32 protein-coding genes and 1 pseudogene are annotated in these 24422 nt (G+C 23.3%); 14 read left to right on the top strand and 19 right to left on the bottom strand.

Annotation, left to right across the window (positions count from 1 at the left end; genetic code table 4):
- Nucleotides 1-33: 33 nt before the first annotated feature.
- The 6 genes and pseudogenes from ACQH26_RS00535 to rpsR form a co-directional block, all read left to right on the top strand.
- Nucleotides 34-693, top strand: a pseudogene (locus tag ACQH26_RS00535) (IS5 family transposase); the annotation flags it as partial.
- Between the two features lie 80 nt (nucleotides 694-773).
- A protein-coding gene (locus tag ACQH26_RS00530) for an IS5 family transposase (RefSeq protein ID WP_425382529.1) occupies nucleotides 774-1605 on the top strand; the annotation gives its coding sequence in 2 pieces (ribosomal slippage) (nucleotides 774-1043 and nucleotides 1045-1605; 831 coding nt in all).
- A 445-nt stretch (nucleotides 1606-2050) separates the two neighbouring features.
- Nucleotides 2051-2650 carry a deoxynucleoside kinase gene (locus ACQH26_RS00525; RefSeq protein ID WP_252320085.1) on the top strand — a complete coding sequence of 200 codons (600 nt, stop codon included), beginning with the start codon at nucleotides 2051-2053 and terminating at the stop codon, nucleotides 2648-2650.
- A 191-nt stretch (nucleotides 2651-2841) separates the two neighbouring features.
- On the top strand, nucleotides 2842-3369 hold the full coding sequence (gene rpsF / locus ACQH26_RS00520; RefSeq protein ID WP_425382528.1) for a 30S ribosomal protein S6: 528 nt from the start codon (nucleotides 2842-2844) through the stop codon (nucleotides 3367-3369).
- 30 nt (nucleotides 3370-3399) lie between these two features.
- The gene (locus tag ACQH26_RS00515; RefSeq protein ID WP_174481286.1) at nucleotides 3400-3903 is read left to right on the top strand and encodes a single-stranded DNA-binding protein; all 504 of its coding nucleotides are present in this window, start codon (nucleotides 3400-3402) and stop codon (nucleotides 3901-3903) included.
- A 12-nt stretch (nucleotides 3904-3915) separates the two neighbouring features.
- Nucleotides 3916-4146 (top strand): 30S ribosomal protein S18, encoded by a 231-nt coding sequence (gene rpsR / locus ACQH26_RS00510; protein WP_174481285.1) that lies wholly within the window; start codon nucleotides 3916-3918, stop codon nucleotides 4144-4146.
- A 113-nt stretch (nucleotides 4147-4259) separates the two neighbouring features.
- Here the strand turns inward: rpsR and ACQH26_RS00505 are convergent.
- From ACQH26_RS00505 to ACQH26_RS00465, 9 genes are all read right to left on the bottom strand, one after another.
- A protein-coding gene (locus ACQH26_RS00505; RefSeq protein WP_425382527.1) for an IS5 family transposase occupies nucleotides 4260-5091 on the bottom strand; the annotation gives its coding sequence in 2 pieces (ribosomal slippage) (nucleotides 4260-4820 and nucleotides 4822-5091; 831 coding nt in all).
- A 28-nt stretch (nucleotides 5092-5119) separates the two neighbouring features.
- Nucleotides 5120-5608 carry an IS630 family transposase gene (locus tag ACQH26_RS00500; protein ID WP_425381862.1) on the bottom strand — a complete coding sequence of 163 codons (489 nt, stop codon included), beginning with the start codon at nucleotides 5606-5608 and terminating at the stop codon, nucleotides 5120-5122.
- 40 nt (nucleotides 5609-5648) lie between these two features.
- Nucleotides 5649-6008 carry a helix-turn-helix domain-containing protein gene (locus ACQH26_RS00495; protein WP_425381863.1) on the bottom strand — a complete coding sequence of 120 codons (360 nt, stop codon included), beginning with the start codon at nucleotides 6006-6008 and terminating at the stop codon, nucleotides 5649-5651.
- 109 nt (nucleotides 6009-6117) lie between these two features.
- Complete coding sequence (locus tag ACQH26_RS00490) at nucleotides 6118-7239, bottom strand: hypothetical protein (protein ID WP_425382526.1); 1122 nt, start codon at nucleotides 7237-7239, stop codon at nucleotides 6118-6120.
- A gap of 18 nt (nucleotides 7240-7257) precedes the next feature.
- The gene (locus ACQH26_RS00485) at nucleotides 7258-7635 is read right to left on the bottom strand and encodes a hypothetical protein (RefSeq protein ID WP_342217593.1); all 378 of its coding nucleotides are present in this window, start codon (nucleotides 7633-7635) and stop codon (nucleotides 7258-7260) included.
- Nucleotides 7636-7652: 17 nt separating this feature from the next.
- Nucleotides 7653-7838 (bottom strand): hypothetical protein, encoded by a 186-nt coding sequence (locus ACQH26_RS00480; protein WP_342217592.1) that lies wholly within the window; start codon nucleotides 7836-7838, stop codon nucleotides 7653-7655.
- 1 nt (nucleotide 7839) lies between these two features.
- The gene (locus ACQH26_RS00475) at nucleotides 7840-8028 is read right to left on the bottom strand and encodes a hypothetical protein (protein ID WP_174481134.1); all 189 of its coding nucleotides are present in this window, start codon (nucleotides 8026-8028) and stop codon (nucleotides 7840-7842) included.
- 40 nt (nucleotides 8029-8068) lie between these two features.
- Nucleotides 8069-8227: a hypothetical protein gene (locus ACQH26_RS00470; protein ID WP_342217590.1), complete on the bottom strand. Its 159-nt coding sequence runs from the start codon at nucleotides 8225-8227 to the stop codon at nucleotides 8069-8071.
- A gap of 16 nt (nucleotides 8228-8243) precedes the next feature.
- Complete coding sequence (locus tag ACQH26_RS00465) at nucleotides 8244-8558, bottom strand: hypothetical protein (protein ID WP_425382525.1); 315 nt, start codon at nucleotides 8556-8558, stop codon at nucleotides 8244-8246.
- A gap of 216 nt (nucleotides 8559-8774) precedes the next feature.
- Here ACQH26_RS00465 and ACQH26_RS00460 point away from each other — a divergent pair, with 216 nt between their 5' ends.
- On the top strand, nucleotides 8775-9107 hold the full coding sequence (locus tag ACQH26_RS00460; RefSeq protein ID WP_425382524.1) for an IS630 transposase-related protein: 333 nt from the start codon (nucleotides 8775-8777) through the stop codon (nucleotides 9105-9107).
- Here ACQH26_RS00460 and ACQH26_RS00455 read toward each other — a convergent pair.
- The 3 genes from ACQH26_RS00455 to ACQH26_RS00445 all read right to left on the bottom strand — a co-directional run bounded on the left by ACQH26_RS00455 (nucleotide 9100) and on the right by ACQH26_RS00445 (nucleotide 11860).
- The gene (locus ACQH26_RS00455; protein WP_425381862.1) at nucleotides 9100-9588 is read right to left on the bottom strand and encodes an IS630 family transposase; all 489 of its coding nucleotides are present in this window, start codon (nucleotides 9586-9588) and stop codon (nucleotides 9100-9102) included. The two genes, ACQH26_RS00460 and ACQH26_RS00455, sit on opposite strands and share 8 nt — an antisense overlap.
- Before the next feature lie 40 nt (nucleotides 9589-9628).
- The gene (locus tag ACQH26_RS00450) at nucleotides 9629-9988 is read right to left on the bottom strand and encodes a helix-turn-helix domain-containing protein (protein ID WP_425382298.1); all 360 of its coding nucleotides are present in this window, start codon (nucleotides 9986-9988) and stop codon (nucleotides 9629-9631) included.
- 477 nt (nucleotides 9989-10465) lie between these two features.
- Nucleotides 10466-11860 (bottom strand): M17 family metallopeptidase, encoded by a 1395-nt coding sequence (locus ACQH26_RS00445; protein WP_425382523.1) that lies wholly within the window; start codon nucleotides 11858-11860, stop codon nucleotides 10466-10468.
- 145 nt (nucleotides 11861-12005) lie between these two features.
- Here ACQH26_RS00445 and pepF point away from each other — a divergent pair, with 145 nt between their 5' ends.
- Together pepF and ACQH26_RS00435 are read left to right on the top strand one after the other, a co-directional pair.
- Complete coding sequence (gene pepF, locus ACQH26_RS00440) at nucleotides 12006-13844, top strand: oligoendopeptidase F (RefSeq protein WP_425382522.1); 1839 nt, start codon at nucleotides 12006-12008, stop codon at nucleotides 13842-13844.
- A gap of 129 nt (nucleotides 13845-13973) precedes the next feature.
- A complete protein-coding gene (locus ACQH26_RS00435; protein WP_425382521.1) occupies nucleotides 13974-14963 on the top strand; it encodes a GMP reductase in 990 nt (329 codons plus the stop codon).
- Between the two features lie 637 nt (nucleotides 14964-15600).
- On the opposite strand, the gene ACQH26_RS00430 is transcribed toward ACQH26_RS00435, so the two are convergent.
- Nucleotides 15601-16089 carry an IS630 family transposase gene (locus tag ACQH26_RS00430; protein WP_425381862.1) on the bottom strand — a complete coding sequence of 163 codons (489 nt, stop codon included), beginning with the start codon at nucleotides 16087-16089 and terminating at the stop codon, nucleotides 15601-15603.
- A gap of 40 nt (nucleotides 16090-16129) precedes the next feature.
- Nucleotides 16130-16489 carry a helix-turn-helix domain-containing protein gene (locus tag ACQH26_RS00425; RefSeq protein WP_425382298.1) on the bottom strand — a complete coding sequence of 120 codons (360 nt, stop codon included), beginning with the start codon at nucleotides 16487-16489 and terminating at the stop codon, nucleotides 16130-16132.
- A 257-nt stretch (nucleotides 16490-16746) separates the two neighbouring features.
- Here ACQH26_RS00425 and ACQH26_RS00420 point away from each other — a divergent pair, with 257 nt between their 5' ends.
- The 3 genes from ACQH26_RS00420 (at nucleotide 16747) to ACQH26_RS00410 (ending at nucleotide 17941) form a co-directional block, all read left to right on the top strand.
- Nucleotides 16747-16935: a hypothetical protein gene (locus tag ACQH26_RS00420; RefSeq protein ID WP_425382148.1), complete on the top strand. Its 189-nt coding sequence runs from the start codon at nucleotides 16747-16749 to the stop codon at nucleotides 16933-16935.
- A 117-nt stretch (nucleotides 16936-17052) separates the two neighbouring features.
- A complete protein-coding gene (locus tag ACQH26_RS00415) occupies nucleotides 17053-17412 on the top strand; it encodes a helix-turn-helix domain-containing protein (protein WP_425382298.1) in 360 nt (119 codons plus the stop codon).
- A gap of 40 nt (nucleotides 17413-17452) precedes the next feature.
- Nucleotides 17453-17941, top strand: a complete 489-nt coding sequence (locus ACQH26_RS00410; RefSeq protein ID WP_425381862.1) for an IS630 family transposase — start codon at nucleotides 17453-17455, stop codon at nucleotides 17939-17941.
- Nucleotides 17942-18044: 103 nt separating this feature from the next.
- Here ACQH26_RS00410 and ACQH26_RS00405 read toward each other — a convergent pair whose 3' ends face one another.
- Both ACQH26_RS00405 and ACQH26_RS00400 read right to left on the bottom strand, forming a co-directional pair.
- Nucleotides 18045-18332, bottom strand: coding sequence for a hypothetical protein (locus tag ACQH26_RS00405; protein WP_425382520.1), 288 nt, complete (start codon nucleotides 18330-18332; stop codon nucleotides 18045-18047).
- Nucleotides 18333-18334: 2 nt separating this feature from the next.
- Complete coding sequence (locus ACQH26_RS00400) at nucleotides 18335-18868, bottom strand: hypothetical protein (protein ID WP_425382519.1); 534 nt, start codon at nucleotides 18866-18868, stop codon at nucleotides 18335-18337.
- A 122-nt stretch (nucleotides 18869-18990) separates the two neighbouring features.
- On the opposite strand from ACQH26_RS00400, the gene ACQH26_RS00395 reads away from it, so the two are divergent.
- Nucleotides 18991-20111, top strand: a protein-coding gene (locus ACQH26_RS00395; protein WP_425381867.1) for an IS3 family transposase whose coding sequence is annotated in 2 segments (ribosomal slippage) — nucleotides 18991-19261 and nucleotides 19261-20111 — 1122 coding nt in all. Because the reading frame shifts where the segments join, the coding sequence is not laid out codon by codon here.
- 313 nt (nucleotides 20112-20424) lie between these two features.
- Nucleotides 20425-22014, top strand: a complete 1590-nt coding sequence (locus tag ACQH26_RS00390) for a DEAD/DEAH box helicase (RefSeq protein ID WP_425382518.1) — start codon at nucleotides 20425-20427, stop codon at nucleotides 22012-22014.
- A gap of 12 nt (nucleotides 22015-22026) precedes the next feature.
- On the opposite strand, the gene ACQH26_RS00385 is transcribed toward ACQH26_RS00390, so the two are convergent.
- The 3 genes from ACQH26_RS00385 to ACQH26_RS00375 all read right to left on the bottom strand — a co-directional run bounded on the left by ACQH26_RS00385 (nucleotide 22027) and on the right by ACQH26_RS00375 (nucleotide 24185).
- Nucleotides 22027-22413 (bottom strand): hypothetical protein, encoded by a 387-nt coding sequence (locus ACQH26_RS00385; RefSeq protein ID WP_425382517.1) that lies wholly within the window; start codon nucleotides 22411-22413, stop codon nucleotides 22027-22029.
- Between the two features lie 23 nt (nucleotides 22414-22436).
- On the bottom strand, nucleotides 22437-23057 hold the full coding sequence (locus ACQH26_RS00380; RefSeq protein ID WP_425382516.1) for a viroplasmin family protein: 621 nt from the start codon (nucleotides 23055-23057) through the stop codon (nucleotides 22437-22439).
- A 159-nt stretch (nucleotides 23058-23216) separates the two neighbouring features.
- Entirely contained in the window at nucleotides 23217-24185 is a 969-nt protein-coding gene (locus ACQH26_RS00375) for a BspA family leucine-rich repeat surface protein (protein ID WP_425382515.1), read from the bottom strand.
- Between the last annotated feature and the right edge of the window lie 237 nt (nucleotides 24186-24422).

Here is a 24422-nt window from a genome sequence, read left to right as displayed (position 1 = left end):
TATAAGTGTCCTTTTTAATTTTACAATTCAGGTGTATTAAAAAGTGGTTGTCAATGAAGAATGCTACCAAAAAATTTTCCAAAATGACAAACTGTATATTATTATTTTCAAATTTGAAGTAAAAATAACGGTAAAGAAGCTAGTGTATGGCAATTAATTTTAAAAAAAATTGGTTAAAAAAGTTCGTATCAACAATAATCGCAAAGAACAAACTAGTTTTTGTATAATTGATTCGCAAAGTGTTAAAAATACAGATACTACTGAAAATAAAGGTTATGATGCTGGTAAAAAGATTTCAGGAATAAAGCGTCATATTATTGTTGATTCTCAAGGTTTACCACATGCAATTTACATAACCACAGCAGAAAAAACAGATCGTAATAGCGCTATAATAATGATTGAAAATGAAAAAGAAAATCTTTCTGCAGTTCAAAAAATAATAGTAGATGCTGGTTATACTGGTGAAAAATTTGCTTCTGAAATCAAAACAATCATAAATGCAAATGTTAAAGTTATAAAACGCAATGAACTACATACTTTTGTAGTATTACCAAAAAGATGAATTGTAGAACGAAGCTTTGCTTGATTAGAAAAATACAGAAGATTAATCGAAAAAATTGTGAAAGAAAACTAAATACTAGTTTACAAATGGTTGTTCTTTCCTTTATTTCAGTTTTATTAAAAAGATTCTAAACAGGTTCTTAGAACCTGTTTAGAATCTTTTCGAAAATAATGTAAAATGATTATATATTTTAAAATCAGAGGTATATATTATGCATAAAAATTATCCAAGTCATGTCACCAAAGAACAATTTGAGAACATAAAATCAATTTTAGAAAATAGCAAAAAGAAAACAAAACCAAGAAGTTTAGATTTATATGAAGTATTTTGTGCAATTTTATATGTATTAAAAAGTGGTTATCAATGAAGAATGCTACCAAAAAATTTTCCAAAATGACAAACTGTATATTATTATTTTCAAATTTGAAGTAAAAATAACGGTAAAGAAGCTAGTGTATGGCAATTAATTTTAAAAAAAATTGGTTAAAAAAGTTCGTATCAACAATAATCGCAAAGAACAAACTAGTTTTTGTATAATTGATTCGCAAAGTGTTAAAAATACAGATACTACTGAAAATAAAGGTTATGATGCTGGTAAAAAGATTTCAGGAATAAAGCGTCATATTATTGTTGATTCTCAAGGTTTACCACATGCAATTTACATAACCACAGCAGAAAAAACAGATCGTAATAGCGCTATAATAATGATTGAAAATGAAAAAGAAAATCTTTCTGCAGTTCAAAAAATAATAGTAGATGCTGGTTATACTGGTGAAAAATTTGCTTCTGAAATCAAAACAATCATAAATGCAAATGTTAAAGTTATAAAACGCAATGAACTACATACTTTTGTAGTATTACCAAAAAGATGAATTGTAGAACGAAGCTTTGCTTGATTAGAAAAATACAGAAGATTATGAAAAAATTGTGAAAGAAAACTAAATACTAGTTTACAAATGGTTGTTCTTTCCTTTATTTCAGTTTTATTAAAAAGATTTTATCATTTGAAAACTTATCGACTAAAAATCTATTTTTTATTATAAAATAACCATTATAATATAAATTTTATTAAAAATTAATCAAAAAAGATCCTAAACAGGTTCTAAGAAAAATATTACCAAATTATTGACCAAATATTAAAAAAGCGATTGATTTTGTTTTTGAAGATATGAGTAGACATTACTTTAGTTAGCTATAAATAATAAATTTAAAAATAATAATATGGAAGTTAACTAAAAATAATAGATTTAAGTTAGAGTAAAATTTATATGTTATGATAAATATAGTTATTAAAGGGTATATAGAATCAAGAAAGTGTATTATCAATAATTTCAAAAATGTAATTGATATTACGTTAATCTTTGAAAATATAAGCAACGAGTTTTAGTAAAAGTAAAATTTAATTTATTAAATGTTTTTTTATTTGGAGGGAGAAAATTTATATATTAAGATAAATTAATTGTAATCATATACTATGGGAGGCAAAAAATGAAAATTGTATTATCTGGTGTAGTTGGTGTTGGTAAGAGCACTATTAGTAGAGAATTAGCAAAATTATTAAAATATAAAATTATGGACGAGCCAGTTACTAGTAATCCCTATTTAGATGATTTTTATCAAAATCCTTTGGAATATGCTTTTAAAATGCAAGTATTTATGTTGATGGCACGAAGTAAACAATTAAAAGAAGCACAAAATTTTAACAATGTTATTTTTGATCGCAGTATTTTAGAAGATCCTATTTTCGTTGAAGTATTAAAAGCTCAAAATAATATGAATGATAGAGATTATGAAGTGTATTTAAATTTTTATAATAATGTTATTATTTCATCACTTTATTTTGATCCACAAATTAAGCCCGATTTAATTGTCTATTTAAAAGCAAATCTTGAAAACACAATTGAACGCATAAACCTTCGTGGTCGTGAATCAGAAAAACATGTACCTCATGAATACTGAAGTTTATTAAATAAAAAATATGAACAGTGATATGAAAAAGAAAAAAATAACTTTAATTTTTTAGTAATTGACACTAATGATTTAACTCCTAAGGAAATAGTGCAAAAAATAATTGATTATATAAAATAAAATTTCTTATTGAAATCAAATTTTTATTTAGTCATTTTTTCTCATGTTATATTAATAATTATTGTTATTTTTCCTTTACTTTAAAGGTAATTACGTTATAATATTGTATGAGTCAAATATTTAAAAATCAAACTTAATATATTTACTCCTTGCTCATCAGAGCCATATGCCCAAAAGGAGGTCTTCGAACATTGGAAGATTTAAAACAAAAGCATAATTATGAAATTATGTACATCGTTGATGATCAAAATCAAGAAAAAGCACAATTAATTAAAAAAGAATTTTGTGAAATTTTAACTAAAAATGCTGGAAAAATTACTAAAGAACAAGATTCTATTCGTCAATTTGCTTATCCTATTAACAAAAAAGTTAAGGGTCATTATTTTATTATTGAAGTGCTAACTTCACCAGAAAACATTGCTAACTTTAATCGTGTAGCTTTAAATAAACAAAGACAATTAGACGTAATGCGTTTTTTGGTTATTAATTTAGATAGTGAAAAAATTAATAAGTTTAAACCAAAACGTCAAGTAGAATCTAATTCTTTCTCTCGACCAACAAGACCAGGAAATCGTCCTTCTTATAATCGTGATGAAAATGGTGAAAGAAAACCAAGACCAATCACTGGTACTGAATCATCTTATCGTACAAAAAATAATTACCAAAATTCAAAAACAAATATTAATAATAATGCATCGAATACTGAACAAAAAGATTAATAAAATCTAATTTAAAAGTGAGGATAAAAAATGAATATTGTTACATTAATTGGTAGAATCACTCGTGATTTAAAGTTACATCAAACTTCAACAGGAAAACCTTTTACTTTTTTTACACTTGCAGTTAATAATATTCAAAATCAAGCTGATTATATTTCGTGTGTGGCTTGAAATAAAGTTGCTGAAAATATGACTAATTATTTAGTTAAAGGTTCTTTAATTTCAGTTTCAGGAAGACTGTCAGTAAGAAAATCAACCGATCAAAATGGAAAAGAACTATATATTACTGAAGTGGTTGCACAAACTGTTACTTTTTTAGATAATCGTAAAAAAGATAGTAGTGGTAATAATACTAATATTAATTATTCAAAACCAAGAGATGAGAATAAAATTCATTTAGATGATGCTTTTAAAAGTCCTAATTATAGTACTGATATTGCCTTTACTAATACTAATCAGCTTCAAGAAAAAGAAGCGGCTATTCAAAATATAGAATTTGATGAAGAAGATATCATTTGAGATTTAAATAATTAAAGGAGGATAATTATGAACACTGGTAAACCAAGAAATTTTACAAGAAGAAAATCTTGTTTTATTACTAAAAATAATATTACTTATATTGATTATAAAGATATTGAATTACTAAGTAAATTTATGGGTAATAATAACAAAATTTTGCCAGCAAGAACAACAGGTACTAATCCAAAGTATCAACGTTTAATTGCTAAAAATATAAAACGTGCCCAAATCATGGGATTATTAAGATATTCAAGATAAAAAAATTGAGTAAGTTTACAAATCTTACTCAATTTTTATTTATTTTTATCTTAGAACCTGTTTAGGATCTTTTTTGATTAATTTTTAATAAAATTTATATTATAATGGTTATTTTATAATAAAAAATAGATTTTTAGTCGATAAGTTTTCAAATGATAAAATCTTTTTAATAAAACTGAAATAAAGGAAAGAACAACCATTTGTAAACTAGTATTTAGTTTTCTTTCACAATTTTTTCATAATCTTCTGTATTTTTCTAATCAAGCAAAGCTTCGTTCTACAATTCATCTTTTTGGTAATACTACAAAAGTATGTAGTTCATTGCGTTTTATAACTTTAACATTTGCATTTATGATTGTTTTGATTTCAGAAGCAAATTTTTCACCAGTATAACCAGCATCTACTATTATTTTTTGAACTGCAGAAAGATTTTCTTTTTCATTTTCAATCATTATTATAGCGCTATTACGATCTGTTTTTTCTGCTGTGGTTATGTAAATTGCATGTGGTAAACCTTGAGAATCAACAATAATATGACGCTTTATTCCTGAAATCTTTTTACCAGCATCATAACCTTTATTTTCAGTAGTATCTGTATTTTTAACACTTTGCGAATCAATTATACAAAAACTAGTTTGTTCTTTGCGATTATTGTTGATACGAACTTTTTTAACCAATTTTTTTTAAAATTAATTGCCATACACTAGCTTCTTTACCGTTATTTTTACTTCAAATTTGAAAATAATAATATACAGTTTGTCATTTTGGAAAATTTTTTGGTAGCATTCTTCATTGACAACCACTTTTTAATACATATAAAATTGCACAAAATACTTCATATAAATCTAAACTTCTTGGTTTTGTTTTCTTTTTGCTATTTTCTAAAATTGATTTTATGTTCTCAAATTGTTCTTTGGTGACATGACTTGGATAATTTTTATGCATAATATATACCTCTGATTTTAAAATATAGCTAACTAAAGTAATGTTTACTCATATCTTGAAAAACAAAATCAATCGCTTTTTTAATATTTGGTCAATAATTTGGTAATATTTTTCTTATATTATGTTTTATAGCAAATCAAAAATGTTCAATTGGATTTAAATTAGGAGAATATGGCGGAAGAAATAATAGTTTGCATCCAGCATTTTCAATTAATTGTTGTGTTAATTTAGATTTATGAAACGTTGCATTATCTAAAACTATAATTTGTCCACGCTTTAATACTGGAATTAGTTTATTTTTAACATATGATTCAAAAATTTTACTATTGCAATGTCCTTCAAATGCTCATAAGGCTTTTAATTTACCTTTATTTAGTGAACCAATTATACTCATTCTCTTTATTTTATATGCGGGTTTATTATCAAATAATCTTTTACCTTTTTCAGATCAACCATATTTATAAAATTCATTATCATCAATTCCAGATTCATCAATATATACTAAATCTTCATTCATTATTTTAGCTATTTCTTTTAAAAAATCTTCTTGTTTATTTTTATCTCTTTGTTCATATAGAAAAGTTTTTTTTATATGTATAATTTAGTTTTTTAAAATAGTTATAAACTGTTTCTTTAGTCATATTTCCAAATTTATCAATTACTTTTTGAACTGTAACATCTTTATTTTCTGCTAAATAATTTTTTAATTCATCTAAATCCTTTATTTTGTGGCTATGTCCTTTTTGATAATTCAAAATTGGTTTTATATGCCCAGTTTCTTTTTTTCTTTTTCTTCATAAAAATAAAGTCTTTCTAGTGATATTGAACACTTTACAAATTTCTTTAATTTTCATATTTTTACTTTCATAAGCTTCTATTACTTTTCTTCGTAAGTCTTCACTGTATGGTTTTGGCATAATTTAATCTTCCTAATCTATTTTAATTATTGCTGAATTGTACTTTTAAATTCAAAAACTGCTTAAATTACATATTATTATTTTACATTATTTATGAGTAAATATTACTTTAGTTAGCTATATATAAGTCACCTGCTTTTTGTTTTTGATTACTTACATTAGTTTTACCTTGTGCATCACTAAAATATTTAATAGTTGGATTTGTTAAATTTGGATTTAATGATTTAAGTTCATCTGTACTTTTTATTTGTGTATCTAATTCTTTATTATTGTTATTAACATTTGCAGTAATATTTGTTGTTAAATTTGTAATTTTAGTTTTTAAATCAGTTTTTTCTGTTTTAATAATTCCACATAACATTCATCTTGATGTTGTTTCATTATTAGAAATATATGGTATTGCTTCTCCAACAACTTCACCAGCAACTTTATATGCTCTTCCTGCTTTATCATCTTTAATAAAATCTACATAAATAACTGTATTTTCTATCATGTATCTTTTCATCGCTCTTGGTGTTGCTAAAATAAAGGTCATTAATTGTTGTTCATTTTTATCATTAGTAAAAATCATATAGTCATCAAGAACGATTTCACATAATACACCTTTTACATATAAATTATTTCCATTTAAACGTAATTGTTGTGCCAACTGATTATCGGTAATTAAACCTTTATTATCTGCTAAATAAACTAAACTATCATAAAGACCATTAGTAATAAAAAATTTACTATTTGCAATGTTTCTAAATTGAAACAAAGTATTTCAAGCAGATAACATTGATTTTAAATAGCCTACTGGTGTTGTATCTTCAATATCGATTTTAGTAGCAAATTTTGCAATTGCTTGTGTATCATCAATTGCCAATTTATCTGCTAAATCATTTGCAACTTCATATTGCATACTATCTAATAAATTTTGTCCATTATTTGCTTTTAAATCTACATCTGCAATAATTTCTCCTGCAAGATATTTTTTAGTTATTTTTTTACTAATTTTATCTGTATCAACATATGGTAATTCATATCTTTTACTTTTATCATCTCAAGCAATAATTTTTACTTCTGGTTTTTTTGGTTTTTTAACAATAAACTCAATATTTACTGAGTCAACAATTTCAGTAGGGAAAAAGTTTGCCCATGGACTATTTGAAATTTTAAAAAACTCTATAAATTCTGGCGCTTCTACTAATCTCTCTGTATTGTCTAAATTTTGATTAAATGGTACTGACATTTTATTTCTTCCTTTCGTTTATAAATAATTTTTCTTTTTATAATTAATTAAAAAATTTTCTTTATCATTTGTTTTATTATTAATAATTATTTGTTTATTGCCACCTGTATTAATTGTTTCTTTAAATACTGGTTGTTCTTTAATCATTTTTTTAATAGTTTCTTCAATTTTTGAATTTTCTAGATTATTAGTTTTAAATTTTAAATAATCATAAAATTCAGTTTTAACTTGATATTTTTTAAATATATTAATCATTTCTTTTTCTTTAATTTCTTGATTAAGTTTATTTAACTTATTTTCTGCTTCATTAACTTTATTTTCTATTTCTTGTGAAGAAGCATTGTTTTCAGTTAAAGGTTCAGTTGTTTGTTGAACATTATTTTCATTTTCTAACATTTAACATTCTCCTAATCTTATCCCAATAATCAATCTTTAACTAATTCTGGCATTTCACTTATTAGTTTTTTATAATCATTAACTGCATTTTCTAATATATCAATATCAGAAAATTTAAAACAATTATCAATATGTAAATCAAAATCTCTATCAATACTGATATCTTGTTTTCTATATTTTTCATTAAATTCGATTTTTGTCATATTATTTTTCTCCTTTATTAATCTTTTCATTTAATTTTGCTAATTTTTTTTGATGTTTAATAATTTTGTTATTTGCTCTAACATGTTTTGGAGTTGTGATAAATCTTTTTAATAAAACAATAATTTCTCTGCAAATTAATGTTCCAACACTTGTTCCAATAATTATTAATTCATGTAAAAATTCTTTCATTTGAATATTTTCCTTTCAATTATTTATTGTTTATTTTTGATTATTCATCAAATTCACCTTTATTAATTCTTTCAATTATACATTTTGCATCCATTAAAAGATTTGCAATTAAACGTTCATTTAGTCGTATGTCTTCTAAATCTTTTTCATGTTGTTTTAATTTAACATCATAATATTCAAGTAATTTTTCTTTATTCATAAATTATTCACCTCCTTTATAAACTCATGTGATTATAATCTCAAGTTAATGAAGCATTATCATTATTTAATGGTACTTCATGTAAATCGCTTCCATATTGACTACTTGTTTCACTATTAATTGTGAATCTATTATCATTAATTAATCTTGCAGTTTCATTTGTAAATAAAGTTTCTTGCATTTCTCTATTATGATTTGTTTCTATTGGAAGTAAATTATGAATAATTTCAGAAGCACCAGCAACAATAGTAGGAATTGCATAAGCATTATTAAAATCATTATTAATACCCATTGCTACACCAGTTGAAATCAAACACCCACCAGTACCCATATTTGCTATCTTTCTTATATTTTGAAACCTATTAGGTATTAATTCTAGAATTCCACTAATAATATTTGAAATACCATAAGCATTTAAACTAATATATAGCTAACTAAAGTAATATTTACTCATAAATAATGTAAAATAATAATATGTAATTTAAACAGTTTTTGAATTTAAAAGTACAATTCAGCAATAATTAAAATAGATTAGGAAGATTAAATTATGCCAAAACCATACAGTGAAGACTTACGAAGAAAAGTAATAGAAGCTTATGAAAGTAAAAATATGAAAATTAAAGAAATTTGTAAAGTGTTCAATATCACTAGAAAGACTTTATTTTTATGAAGAAAAAGAAAAAAAGAAACTGGGCATATAAAACCAATTTTGAATTATCAAAAAGGACATAGCCACAAAATAAAGGATTTAGATGAATTAAAAAATTATTTAGCAGAAAATAAAGATGTTACAGTTCAAAAAGTAATTGATAAATTTGGAAATATAACTAAAGAAACAGTTTATAACTATTTTAAAAAACTAAATTATATAGCTAACTAAAGTAATGTTTACTCATATCTTGAAAAACAAAATCAATCGCTTTTTTAATATTTGGTCAATAATTTGGTAATATTTTTCTTATATTATGTTTTATAGCAAATCAAAAATGTTCAATTGGATTTAAATTAGGAGAATATGGCGGAAGAAATAATAGTTTGCATCCAGCATTTTCAATTAATTGTTGTGTTAATTTAGATTTATGAAACGTTGCATTATCTAAAACTATAATTTGTCCACGCTTTAATACTGGAATTAGTTTATTTTTAACATATGATTCAAAAATTTTACTATTGCAATGTCCTTCAAATGCTCATAAGGCTTTTAATTTACCTTTATTTAGTGAACCAATTATACTCATTCTCTTTATTTTATATGCGGGTTTATTATCAAATAATCTTTTACCTTTTTCAGATCAACCATATTTATAAAATTCATTATCATCAATTCCAGATTCATCAATATATACTAAATCTTCATTCATTATTTTAGCTATTTCTTTTAAAAAATCTTCTTGTTTATTTTTATCTCTTTGTTCATATAGAAAAGTTTTTTTTATATGTATAATTTAGTTTTTTAAAATAGTTATAAACTGTTTCTTTAGTTATATTTCCAAATTTATCAATTACTTTTTGAACTGTAACATCTTTATTTTCTGCTAAATAATTTTTTAATTCATCTAAATCCTTTATTTTGTGGCTATGTCCTTTTTGATAATTCAAAATTGGTTTTATATGCCCAGTTTCTTTTTTTCTTTTTCTTCATAAAAATAAAGTCTTTCTAGTGATATTGAACACTTTACAAATTTCTTTAATTTTCATATTTTTACTTTCATAAGCTTCTATTACTTTTCTTCGTAAGTCTTCACTGTATGGTTTTGGCATAATTTAATCTTCCTAATCTATTTTAATTATTGCTGAATTGTACTTTTAAATTCAAAAACTGTTTAAATTACATATTATTATTTTACATTATTTATGAGTAAATATTACTTTAGTTAGCTATATGTAATTTTCCTAAAATATTATCAGTCTGTTTATTCAAACAATTCAATTTTCCAATTAAATTCAAATATTACTGAAGAAAATTTAGAAAAATTAGTCAAAAAAATTATTATGAAAAATTTGATAAAAATATTAAAATCTTAGAAAAAATAAATATTAAATTAAATGATACTATTAATACAAGTAATCGATTAAATATTAATAAAATTAATAATTCTCAACTACCACCATTATTAAAAACACTACAAAAAATAGAATCAAATATTTTTTCAATACCAATTAACTAAAAATATTGTCAAATAACTTTTTTATAAAATAAAAAAGGAATAATTGTTATGATTATTCCTTTTTATAACTTTATTTACTTGTACTATAATTTTTCATATATTGAACTAATGTTTTAATTAATACACCCATACCACGATCATTTTTATAAGCAGTTCCCGCAATATCTAAATGTAAAAATGGTTTATCTTCACTAAATTCTTTTAAAAATGCAGCAGCATTTGATGAACCACCATATGGATCTTTAGAAAGATTACTTAAATCAGCTATTTTAGATGAACGCATATTTAAAATATTTTGTTGATGAATTGGCATTCTTCAAATTTCCTCATTAGTTTGTTGTGATGATAAATCAAAATCATTAAATAATTTATCATCAGTAGCAAAAGCACCAGTCATATAGCTACCTAATGCCACTAGCATTGCGCCAGTTAAAGTTGATAATTCAATAATACGATTTGCTTTTCCTTTACGTAAAGCATATGTCATACCATCTGCTAATACCAACCTTCCTTCTGCATCGGTATTATTAATTTCTACAGTTTTACCATTCATTGAAGTAAAGACTGTTTCTACTAAAGTAGCATGACCACCAATCTTATTTTCTGTTAAACAAGCAACAGCGACAAAGTTTATTTTTAATTGTAATTTAGCAGCAGCAATGGCAGCATTACAGACACTAGCTGCACCCGACATATCAAATTTCATACCTTTCATTGCTGAAGAAGGTTTTAGTGAATAACCACCACTATCAAAAGTAATTCCTTTACCAACTAATCCCAAAATATCATCGGCATGCTGTGAATCACCTTTATATTCCAAAACAACAACACGAGCATCAAAATTACTTCCAGCATTAACTGCTAATAATAAATTCATATTTAGTTCTGTTATTTCTTTTTGCCCTAAAACCTTTACTGATAAATTTTTAATACCTTTTGCTGCATCTTGAATTTTTTTTGCAAAAACTTCGGGATATAATAAATTAGGTGGCATATCTTGCAAATTACGTGCTAAATTAATACTTTCTCCTTGAATTTCGATTTGTTGTTGTGAAGTATAGTTAGGGAATTTTGCTGTTGAAACAACATTATATTTAACTTTTTTTTCTTCATTTTTTTTACTTTTTAAAGTATATTCTTTAAAAGTACCGAATCATAATGCTTCATATATAGTTTGTAAAAATATACTTTCATCTAAATTACTCGTAACAAAAGATTTGACATCAATATCCAAATCTTGACTATTATTACTACTAAAATTTACAAAAAAATTATAAACATCATTACGAGTTAAGCCCTTACTATCACCTAAATATAGGTAATAAGTTTTATCTTCAGAAATTAATGTTAATTTATTTTTTTCTTTAGCAATCAATTCATGAGGAACTTTATCAGCAAATACCGCTGTTAATTTTAATTTTAATTCAAGTTTACTACTAACATTAAGTAGAATATTTTTATCCATATTTTCACTCCTAAATGGTAATATTAAAATAATTACAATATATCTGAATTAATATTTTCGAAAATTACAACAAAAATAGATAAGTTAAACAATATTATTGTATTATTATTGTATTGTAATATTACCATAGAATGGAGCAAAAACTATGAAGCGTTCTGAATTAAATGAAAAAGATAAAAAAAAGTACTGCTGAGATTTTAAGCATTTATTTATTAATAATGAATCTTGAAAAAAAGCTTTACCTGAGTTTGATAAATTTGCCAATCAACTTTTAACTTTTAAAGGAAAATTAAATAATATTGATAACTTTAAAAAATATTTAGCAATTAGCAAAAAAATATCAATGTTAGGCTCCAAAGTTGTACAATATTTACATTATGGAGATTTAGATCAAACTAACTTAGAATTGCAACAATTATCTAGTTTATTTGCGACTCAACAAAGTAAGTTATCGGAAAAGTTAGCATGGATTGAACCAGAAATTAAAACTATTGGTTTACAAACTATTAAAAACTGGATTAATAATGATCCCTCATTAATGATATATAAACATGATATGGAAGTTTTCTTTAAATTTGAAAAATTTATTTTAAGTGAGCACGATGAAACTTTACTAAGCAAAGTTAGTAAATCAAGAAGTGCTGGTGGTGGTTTATATGACAGTTTGGTTTATGCTGATAAACAAAAAACAATGTTTAATTATCAAAATAAAGAACAAGAATTAACACAAACTTTATATTTAGACATTTTAGAAAATAGCAATCCAGTAAAAGATCAACAATTAAGAATTGATATTTCAAAAAAATTTTATGAAGATATTAAAAATAAAAAACATTCATTAGCACAAGTTTATGAAAGTATTTTAGAAGTAGCTGTTGAAGAAATAAAAATTCGTAACAACGATAAAGAAAAAGATAATAAAAAACATTTAACTACTTTAGAATATAATTTATTAAGTGATGATGTACCATTAATACTATATGAAAATTTAATAAAAACGGGACAGAAACACGCTATTTTAGTAGAAGAATTTTATAATTTAAAACGTAAATTTTTTAAATTTAAAAAATTTTATAGTACCGATACTAGTTTAAAAATGACAACAATACCAACCAAAAAATTCAGTGTTGAAGAAGGTATTAATTCAATCAAAGAAATTTTAAGTATCTTAGGTGATGAATATTTAGAACAATTAAACTTAGCATTATTACCAGGTAGAATTGACTATTATGAAGACACAAATAAACGAACTGGTGCTTATTCAACAGGTGGTAATGGCGTAGAGCCCATTATTTTAATGAATTGAGATGATACTATTAATTCACTTAATACACTAGCTCATGAATTAGGTCATTCTGTTCACACCCTATTTTCAGAAAAATATCAAAAATATCCAAATGCTGACTATCCAATTATTTTAGCTGAAGTTGCTTCAACAGTTAATGAACATCTAGCATTTGATTATTTATATAATAAAGCGTCAAATAATCAAGAACGCATTTACTTACTACAAACTCATATTGAAACTGTAATTGGTACTTTTTTTCGTCAAATTCAATTTGCTGAATTTGAATGAGAAGCACATAAATTAGTAGAAAAAGAAGTGCCATTAAACGCCGATATTTTGGCTGATTTATTTGAAAATACAGCTAATAAATATGGACAAAAAGCATTAGATAAATACGAAGAAAAAGCAAAAGGATACTCATGACCACGAATTCTTCATTTTTTCCACTCACCTTATTATGTTTATAAATATGCTACTTCAATTACCGTTTCTTATAAGCTTTATGAAGATGTTAAAAATGGTAAAAAAGAAAATTTACTTAACTTTTTAAAAGCTGGTGGCAGCAAATATCCATTAGATATTTTAAAAGATGCGGGTGTTGATTTAACACAAATTGATGTTTATAACCCATTAATTACTAATTTAAAGAAAATGATTAACCAATTATCAGACTTAATTAATAATAAAGATAATTAAATTGCAAAAAAATAATATATAATACTAATGGTGTTTTAGTCCTTTAGCATTTTATTTAAAACGTTATAAAATAATATGTACATATTTTGACTATTACAATTAGTAAAGACTAAGGAGAATAAATAAAAAATGAATGTGAAATTTGATTTTGAAGATATAAATCTAATTGCAAATAAAGGAATAGTTAAATCACGAAAAGAATGTGATACCAGTGTTAAACTAAATGGTTTTACTTTTAAAATTCCAATTATTCCGGCAAATATGAGTGCTGTCATTAACCAAGAATTATGTATTTGATTGGCTAAAAATAATTACTTTTATGTAATGCACCGTTTTAATATCGATCAAATTAAATTTATTAAAAGTATGCATGAACAAAAGTTATATGTTTCAATTAGCATTGGTGTTAAAAAAGAGGATAAAGAGTTACTTGAACAATTAATCAAACTGAATCTAATTCCTGAATTTATTACTATTGATATTGCTCATGGTCATAGTAATGCTATGGAAAAAATGATTAAATTTATAAAAACTACTTTTGCTAAAACAAATACTAAACCTTTTATTATTGCTGGTAACGTTATGACAAAAACCGCTGTTAAAGATTTAGAAAAATGAGGCGCTGATGCAATTAAATTTGGTGTTGGTCCAGGAAAAGCTTGTATTACTAAACTAAAAACTGGATTTGGTACAGGTGGTTGACAATTAAATGCTTTACAAGATGTTGCCAATAGCACCACTAAACCATTAATTGCAGATGGTGGTATTAGATGTAATGGTGATATTGCTAAAGCAATAGCTTTTGGTGCCACTATGATTATGGCAGGAAGTATTTTAGCGGGTTATGATGAATCACCTGGCAAAATTGTTACAATAAATGGTCAATCTTACAAAGAATATTTTGGATCAGCAAGTATTTTTAACAAAGCGGAAGCGAAAAATATTGAAGGTAAAAAAATACTTGTTCCATATAAAGGTTCAATTGCTGATACTTATAAAGAAATGGAAGAAGATTTACAATCTGCTATTTCTTATGCTGGCGGTAAAGATTTATCTGCATTAACAAAATGTGATTATGTTATTGTTAAAGGTACTATTAATAATGGTGACGATCGTTAATAACTTTTAATTTTTCTTTAAAAACAATTCTGGGTACCCAGAATTGTTTTTTATTAAAATACAAGCAAATCAAACAGCCTATGATGATAATTGAATTCACCGGCATAATTGTTTAATGATATTAAAGAATCTAATGATTAAATTATTTTTAATATTTGAACTACTTTGTCTGAAATTTTTTTCTGATTTTTTATCATTATTTTATATTTATTTTGATTACATTTCTTTATGATATCTTCTTTAATAGTTTTATTTTTTTTTATTTTTTTTTATTTTTTTTTATTTTTTTTTATTTTTTTTTATTTTTTTTTATTTTTTTTTATTTTTTTTTATTTTTTTTTATTTTTTTTTATTTTTTTTTATTTTTTTTTATTTTTTTTTATTTTTTTTTACTTTTTTTTACTTTTTTTTATTTTTTTTTACTTTTTTTTATTTTTTTTTACTTTTTTTTATTTTTTTTTACTTTTTTTTATTTTTTTTTACTTTTTTTTATTTTTTTTTACTTTTTTTTATTTTTTTTTATTTTTTTTTACTTTTTTTTATTTTTTTTACTTTTTTTTATTTTTTTTTACTTTTTTTTATTTTTTTTTATTTTTTTCCATATTTTTTTTGCTTTTTAGTTTATATTCAATTATAGCTAACTAAAGTAATGTTTACTCATATCTTGAAAAACAAAATCAATCGCTTTTTTAATATTTGGTCAATAATTTGGTAATATTTTTCTTATATTATGTTTTATAGCAAATCAAAAATGTTCAATTGGATTTAAATTAGGAGAATATGGCGGAAGAAATAATAGTTTGCATCCAGCATTTTCAATTAATTGTTGTGTTAATTTAGATTTATGAAACGTTGCATTATCTAAAACTATAATTTGTCCACGCTTTAATACTGGAATTAGTTTATTTTTAACATATGATTCAAAAATTTTACTATTGCAATGTCCTTCAAATGCTCATAAGGCTTTTAATTTACCTTTATTTAGTGAACCAATTATACTCATTCTCTTTATTTTATATGCGGGTTTATTATCAAATAATCTTTTACCTTTTTCAGATCAACCATATTTATAAAATTCATTATCATCAATTCCAGATTCATCAATATATACTAAATCTTCATTCATTATTTTAGCTATTTCTTTTAAAAAATCTTCTTGTTTATTTTTATCTCTTTGTTCATATAGAAAAGTTTTTTTTATATGTATAATTTAGTTTTTTAAAATAGTTATAAACTGTTTCTTTAGTTATATTTCCAAATTTATCAATTACTTTTTGAACTGTAACATCTTTATTTTCTGCTAAATAATTTTTTAATTCATCTAAATCCTTTATTTTGTGGCTATGTCCTTTTTGATAATTCAAAATTGGTTTTATATGCCCAGTTTCTTTTTTTCTTTTTCTTCATAAAAATAAAGTCTTTCTAGTGATATTGAACACTTTACAAATTTCTTTAATTTTCATATTTTTACTTTCATAAGCTTCTATTACTTTTCTTCGTAAGTCTTCACTATATGGTTTTGGCATAATTTAATCTTCCTAATCTATTTTAATTATTGCTGAATTGTACTTTTAAATTCAAAAACTGTTTAAATTACATATTATTATTTTACATTATTTATGAGTAAATATTACTTTAGTTAGCTATATTTAATTTCCTTTAATACTTTAAATAAAATATTTTTTGATTATGAGTTTCTATATTAGACTTACTGCATAACTAGTTAACTTTTCATTTTTTTGTTATTATTAAAATAAAATTTGAATAGTTAAGGATAAATTTTATGACATATTTTGAATTAAAAGATAAACCGGATCAATATTTTCGTAAAATAGTTGGTATTAATAAACTAGTTTTTAATGAAATTTTAAATATTTTATTAGATCATCAAAATCTAAAAAATACCACTGGTGGAAGGCCATATAAAATGTCAATAGAAGATAGACTAGTAATGACTTTAAGATATTTATAGCTAACTAAAGTAATGTTTACTCATAAATAATGTAAAATAATAATATGTAATTTAAACAGTTTTTGAATTTAAAAGTACAATTCAGCAATAATTAAAATAGATTAGGAAGATTAAATTATGCCAAAACCATATAGTGAAGACTTACGAAGAAAAGTAATAGAAGCTTATGAAAGTAAAAATATGAAAATTAAAGAAATTTGTAAAGTGTTCAATATCACTAGAAAGACTTTATTTTTATGAAGAAAAAGAAAAAAAGAAACTGGGCATATAAAACCAATTTTGAATTATCAAAAAGGACATAGCCACAAAATAAAGGATTTAGATGAATTAAAAAATTATTTAGCAGAAAATAAAGATGTTACAGTTCAAAAAGTAATTGATAAATTTGGAAATATAACTAAAGAAACAGTTTATAACTATTTTAAAAAACTAAATTATACATATAAAAAAAACTTTTCTATATGAACAAAGAGATAAAAATAAACAAGAAGATTTTTTAAAAGAAATAGCTAAAATAATGAATGAAGATTTAGTATATATTGATGAATCTGGAATTGATGATAATGAATTTTATAAATATGGTTGATCTGAAAAAGGTAAAAGATTATTTGATAATAAACCCGCATATAAAATAAAGAGAATGAGTATAATTGGTTCACTAAATAAAGGTAAATTAAAAGCCTTATGAGCATTTGAAGGACATTGCAATAGTAAAATTTTTGAATCATATGTTAAAAATAAACTAATTCCAGTATTAAAGCGTGGACAAATTATAGTTTTAGATAATGCAACGTTTCATAAATCTAAATTAACACAACAATTAATTGAAAATGCTGGATGCAAACTATTATTTCTTCCGCCATATTCTCCTAATTTAAATCCAATTGAACATTTTTGATTTGCTATAAAACATAATATAAGAAAAATATTACCAAATTATTGACCAAATATTAAAAAAGCGATTGATTTTGTTTTTCAAGATATGAGTAAACATTACTTTAGTTAGCTATAATACTGGATTGCCTATAAATTGACCATAATAAGCACTTGTACCTATCATTGCAGATAATGGACTTATTGAAGAACGAATTATCTTTAATAAAGTATAATTACTTGATTGTATAGTGATATCATTTGGCATTTTCATTTACTCCTTTTAATAAATTAGTTTGTTTTTCTATTTTAATAATTACTTTACCTTCACAATGTATATTATCTCCAACACATATTGCATAACTATCATGTACATCACTAACAATAAAATAATCATTTCTTAATTTAGGATATTCATCTAATAAAATTGCTCTTAAATCATTACTTGTAGTTAAATCTTCTGGTTTTGGTGAATAAATAGTAATATGTGCTTTTTCATCAAAATATTTATATATAAATTCCATAATTATTTTTTAGTAAATTCTAATTTTATTGTTCCATAATAATCTTTATTATTACCAGAAATAGTAGCACTTGTTGATGTAATATTACTAAATGTTACTTTACCTTTTTCATAACCATTATTACCAATATTTAATATTACAGTTTCTAATTCATCATTAGTAGGAGTAGTTCCTGCCATAGTAATTTTTCCTAAATTTTTATAATAAATTACATCTTGTAAATCTAAAATATTCATATTATCATAATCAGTTGATTGATAAGTTGCATTAATATTAGTTGCATCAACTTTATAATTTTTTGCTCTTGCTTCTTTAATTTCATCAAGTGTAGGCATTTTTTCTTGAATTATATACATTAAATTAGGTCTTATTGCTGCTGGTAATGAATATAATGCTTTACCAATAATACGAATATTATCTGTAGCATTATCTAATTTATTTCTTACTTTAGTAAATGAAATAGGCATACCTCACATATATCTGTTATAAACTACTCCAAATAAATCTAATAATTTATAATCTTTTTCTAAATGCATACCAGAAACAGTATCATGAATAAAATCTTGTTCTAAATAAAAACTTTGGATGGGTTACACTTTATTGGACACTAATTACGTAGACAAGTGAACAAATTAGTTGAAAGAAAGGAACTATAATTATGGCCAATATTAATTCATATACCGATGAATTTAAAAAACAAATAGTAGCTTTATATCAAAGCGGCAAATCAGTATCTTACCTTGCTAAAGAATATAATGTTACAAGAGCAGCTACTTATAATTGAATTAAGCAATTTACTAATTCAGGTAGTTTTAAAGCTAAAGATAATCGTTCTGTTGAAGAAAATGAATTAATTAAATTAAGAAAAGAATTAAAACAATTACGAATGGAAAATGATATTTTAAAGCAAGCAGCACTAATAATAGGCAGAAAATAGAAATTATTACAAACAATAAGTTTAAATATAAAATTCGCACAATGTGTCATTTTTTAAAAATTTCTAAATCAACATATTATTTTAATTTAAAGAAAAAAGAAAATAAAATTCAAAATAATATTTATGATGAAGCTATTATTAGTGCTTTTAAAGAAAATAAATGTGTTTATGGAACAAGAAGATTAAAAGTAATATTAGAAAACCAAGAAATTTATTTATCAAGACGAAAAATTAAAGAAATTATGAATAAGCATAATTTAATATCAAAATACACTAAATTATCATTCAAAAATCATAATAACAAAGTAAATGATGAAAAAATCACTAATCTTGTGAATAGAAACTTTAATAATAGGCTTAAAAATGAAGTTATTGTCAGTGATTTAACTTATGTTCAAGTTAATGGTAAATGAAACTATATTTGCTTATTAATTGACCTATTTAACCGCGAAATTATTGGACATAGTGTAGGTACTAGAAAAGATGCCTTATTAGTACATCAAGCATTTATGCAATCAAATCGCTGTTTAAAAGATATTCAAATATTTCATAGTGATTGTGGTAATGAATTTAATAATAAAATTATTGATAAACTTTTACTAGCATTCAATATTACTCGCTCTTTAAGCAAAAAAGGTTGTCCTTATGACAATGCTGTTGCTGAAGCAACTTTTAAAACTTTCAAAACTGAATTTATTAATGATAAAAATTTTAGATCATTAATCCAATTAAAATTAGAATTATTTGATTACATCAATTGATACAACAACATAAGAATCCACAGCACTTTAAACTACTTAACTCCAGTTAATTATCAAAAACAAATGTCTACCAAAAAATAGTCCTAAAAAGTGTTGCCATTCCACTTTCATAAAATTCCATTCCCATAATTTGATTTGTATATCTTTTACCAGTTGCCATTCCAATATAATAAATTTACATGATATATACATTAATACTATTTTCTATATACAATTCAATAACTTATAATTCTTTTAAAATAAATTATTAATAATCTAATATTTACTAACAAAAATAAATTATTTTTTAATTTATATTAATTTTATTATAATATTTAATATCATATACAAACACTAAAGTAGGTTAATAATGTTAGAAATCATAAGTCTTAATAATGAACATATTACAATTAAAGTGAAAAAAAATAAAAAAGAAATTTTAAATGCACTAGGTATTATTGATATCAATAATACTAATGAATTTAAAATATTTAATACTCCGTTTGCTCTTGAAATACTACTTAAATATACAAATAATAATGATAAATTAAAACAAATATATGAACACTCACTAATATCATGAAAAAAAATCCAACAAGAAAAAAACTTAAATGATTATCCAGGTAATCCTAAACTAAGACATTATCAACGTGTTGATGTTGCAATTTTAAAAGCAAATAAAAGATTTGGCTTATTTAATGAAATGCGTACTGGTAAAACACCGACTATTTTAACAGCATTATCAGAAATGAAAACTAATAAAATATTATTTGTTGTTCCTAAGTCAACTATTTTATTAACGTGGGTTCCTGAAATTAAAAAATGAACTACCTATAATTGTATTACTATTAAAGATGATATTACTAAAGTGCGAACAGAAAAATATAATCAATTTAAAAATAGTAATAATTGTATTTTAGTAGTTTCTAAAAACACTTTTAAAAATGATATAAAAAATAAATTATTAACTAAATTTGATTTTACATTAGTTATTGATGAAGCACATTTTTTAAAAAACTACAAAACTGCACAAAGTTCAACAATTTTGGAAGTTGCAAATAAAGTATCATCAGTTTATTGTTTAACTGGTACTCCCGCCAACAATCATCCTAGTGATATTTTTGGTATATTAAAAATTATTGATAATAAACTATATAAAAATATTGATTATTGAGATTTTGTTGCTCGTTACTTTGGAATAATTAGAAAACGTATTACCAATTTTGTAACTATTAATATACCAAAACCAAATGTTAAACCACAACTAGCAGTAGAATTTGATTATTTAGTTAAAAAAATATCAATTATGCGTAAACAAATTGATGTACGTAATGAAATGCCAAAAATTATTAAAAATGATTTAATTTTAACTATGCCCAAAGCACAAACTGCAATTTATTATGCTACTCTTGAAACTATGAAACAAGAATTATTTTATAATAAAAAATCTAAAATAACTTTTTTACAAATATTTACCAAATTAAGAACTATTTGTTCAACACCTATTAATGAGGGAATGAAAGAATTAGGAGCAAAATTTAATTGACTACTAGACTACTTACATGATAATGAAAATAATTCAATTATTATTTATAGTAGTTTTAGTAATAAAGGAATTAACATTTTAAGTAACATTTTAGATAAACATAAATTAAATCATCAATTAATTACTGGTAAAGTAAATCATGAACAAAGACTTAAAGCTATTAGTGATTTTCAAAATAAAAAAGTTAAAATTATTTTATGTAATATTAAATCTACTAATGTTGGTATCACATTAGATCAAGGTGATGTTATGATTTTTCTAGATCGTGAATTAAACCCAACCGAAAATGAGCAAGCTGAAAGTCGCTTTTTTCCAACTCAATTAAACGATAATAAAACTAGAGAAATTATTAATTTATATTGTGCTAATACTATTGATTTAAAAATTAGAGACATCCTTAATAATAAAATTGATATTAATAAAGTTATTAATGATCAAAGTATTAAATTTTTTGAATAATTTTTATTATATTTAATAAACTAAACGAGGATTAAAAACAAGATCTGCATTATTATTAGGAATGAATTGTTCATCATTAATTTCAAGAATATATTCTTGCAATAAAGGCTCAAATTCATTTGAAGATTGAAAAGAATGAGTGTTATCAATGATTTGTTGACTTTCAAAAAATTCTCTATAATCACCATTATCTTCTCCATCATTTAAACAACAAAAAAGACCTGAAATAAAGCCAAAAAGAGCACCAGCAAAACATCCCGAAAACACTGTTACAGCTGAAGTAATATCAAATTCAAAAATATTTTGTTCTTTTTTTTGATATAAATCAGAAAGAGCAAACAAACTACCTCCAATAATATTTCCTAAACAAGTTGCTAATATTATTTTTTTATTAATCATGTTATTTACCACCTTTTTAATATTTAAATTATTGGTTTAGATATTTTTTTTAAATTAAATGCTTTTCAAGCAAGAGCATCTGCTTCATCATTATATATATTACCACTATGACCTTTAACTCATTTAAAATAAATATTAACATCTTTTGCTATTTTATCATAAAATGCTTTATATACCTTTGTTTCTACTTTAGTAGTTTTTCATTCACCAGTACATCATTTACTAATTCCAACATAATCATGACAAATTAAAATTGATTTTATATTATTTTCCAAAGCTAACTGCATTGCCTTTTGTGCACCCATTATTTCTCCAGCAACATTTCTTAATTTTGCTCAATTTTCATCATCAAATTTTTCATAAAATATATCTTTTTTGCCATTATTTAAGAAAACAAGTCCATAAGAAAATTGATTAATTTCTTCTTTAAAACTACCATCAGTATATGCTATTACTTCATATTTATAGTGATTTTCAGATTTTATTTGAATTTTATCATCTAAATAATCTTGAGCTTCTTTTTTAGTTGCAAATTTTTTATACTGAGCACCAGCAAAACCTCTAATTTGTGTTTCACATTCATTCCAGTTTTCAAATATTCCAATGACTCTACCTTTTTTTACTGCATAAAATTTACTTGCCATAATTATGACTCCTTTATTGTTTATTTTAATTTTACAATAATATTAAATTTTATCTAATTAAAATTACAACTAAAAACAAAAATATTGCTGATGCTAATTAGCAAGTGACTTTACTAATTAAATAAAATGGCACAAAAAAATATTTATTATTTTAAAATTTTAATTTTTAAATTTGGGTCATTTGTTAGGATCATTTTCAAATCCTGAATTTTTAGCAAATCATCCATGTCATAATACTTCATTTACATTTCATTTTGATAAGTTTTGATTAAATAACGAAGCTTTATAAAACATATAACCCATATCCACCACTTTTGAAGTATCTCACTTTGAAATATCTTGATTAAATGCCACTGCTCCAGCAAACATACAACGCATGCTTGTAACATCATTTACAATTCATTTTGAAATATCTTGATTAAATGATAAACAATTTCGAAACATATCATTCATATTTGTTACATTATTATCATAGAGTAAATTTGTAATATTACCATTAAATAACGAAGCACCATAAAACATTGAACTCATATCTCTCACATTAATTATATTTCAAGATAAATTTTGATTAAATGATAAAGCACCATAAAACATTGCATGCATAGTTGTTACATTAACTACATCTCAGTTTGAAATATCTTGATTAAATTTTTTTGCTCCAGCAAACATCGAACTCATATTTGTTACGTGTGCAATATTTCAACTTGATAGATTTTGATTAAATGATGAAGCATTACTAAACATATAACTCATATCTACCACATTTGATGTATTTCATTTTGAAATATCTTGATTAAATTCTCTTGCATCCATAAACATATTTTTCAAAGATCTAATTTCTGATGGTAATTGATCAGATACTTTTTCTATTGTTACTGGCATTTTAACAACTTGAATTATTCCTTCTCGATTTTGAAAAAATCCAATTTGAATAACCTCTTTGCTATTTATATTTGATAAATCTACTTCACTCGTTTTCACTTGTTTTCCATCTTTGTCAATGTAAATTGTATCTTGCTGAATTTTATTATCTAAAAGTTGAATTTTTTGTGAACTTGTATTTAAGATAACATTAGTTAAATTACCTGTAATTGCTAAAATACTTAATGTTGTTAATAATGATTTCATAATTAATCACCCTCCAAGTTTTCTCCAATAACTTCTTAAAGTTTAAGAAGATAAATATATTTTAGTATTTTTTAAAAAAATAAATAAACAATAAGTTATAAAAAACAAAGCATTACAATTATCTTTAAATTTAAATTAAATAAAAAGTTATCAATGTACTTGCAAAATGTTCACCGATAACTAAACTATTTTTAAATTGAAATTATTTTTTATTATTAAATTAGTAAATAAAATAAA

This window comes from Spiroplasma endosymbiont of Melieria omissa (genome assembly GCF_964031175.1).
In the GTDB taxonomy this organism is placed as follows: Bacteria; Bacillota_I; Bacilli_A; order Mycoplasmatales; family VBWQ01; genus Spiroplasma_E; species Spiroplasma_E ixodetis_A.
The sequence above is the reverse complement of the archived record's forward strand: the minus strand, read 5'-3'. Positions and strand labels throughout refer to the sequence as shown.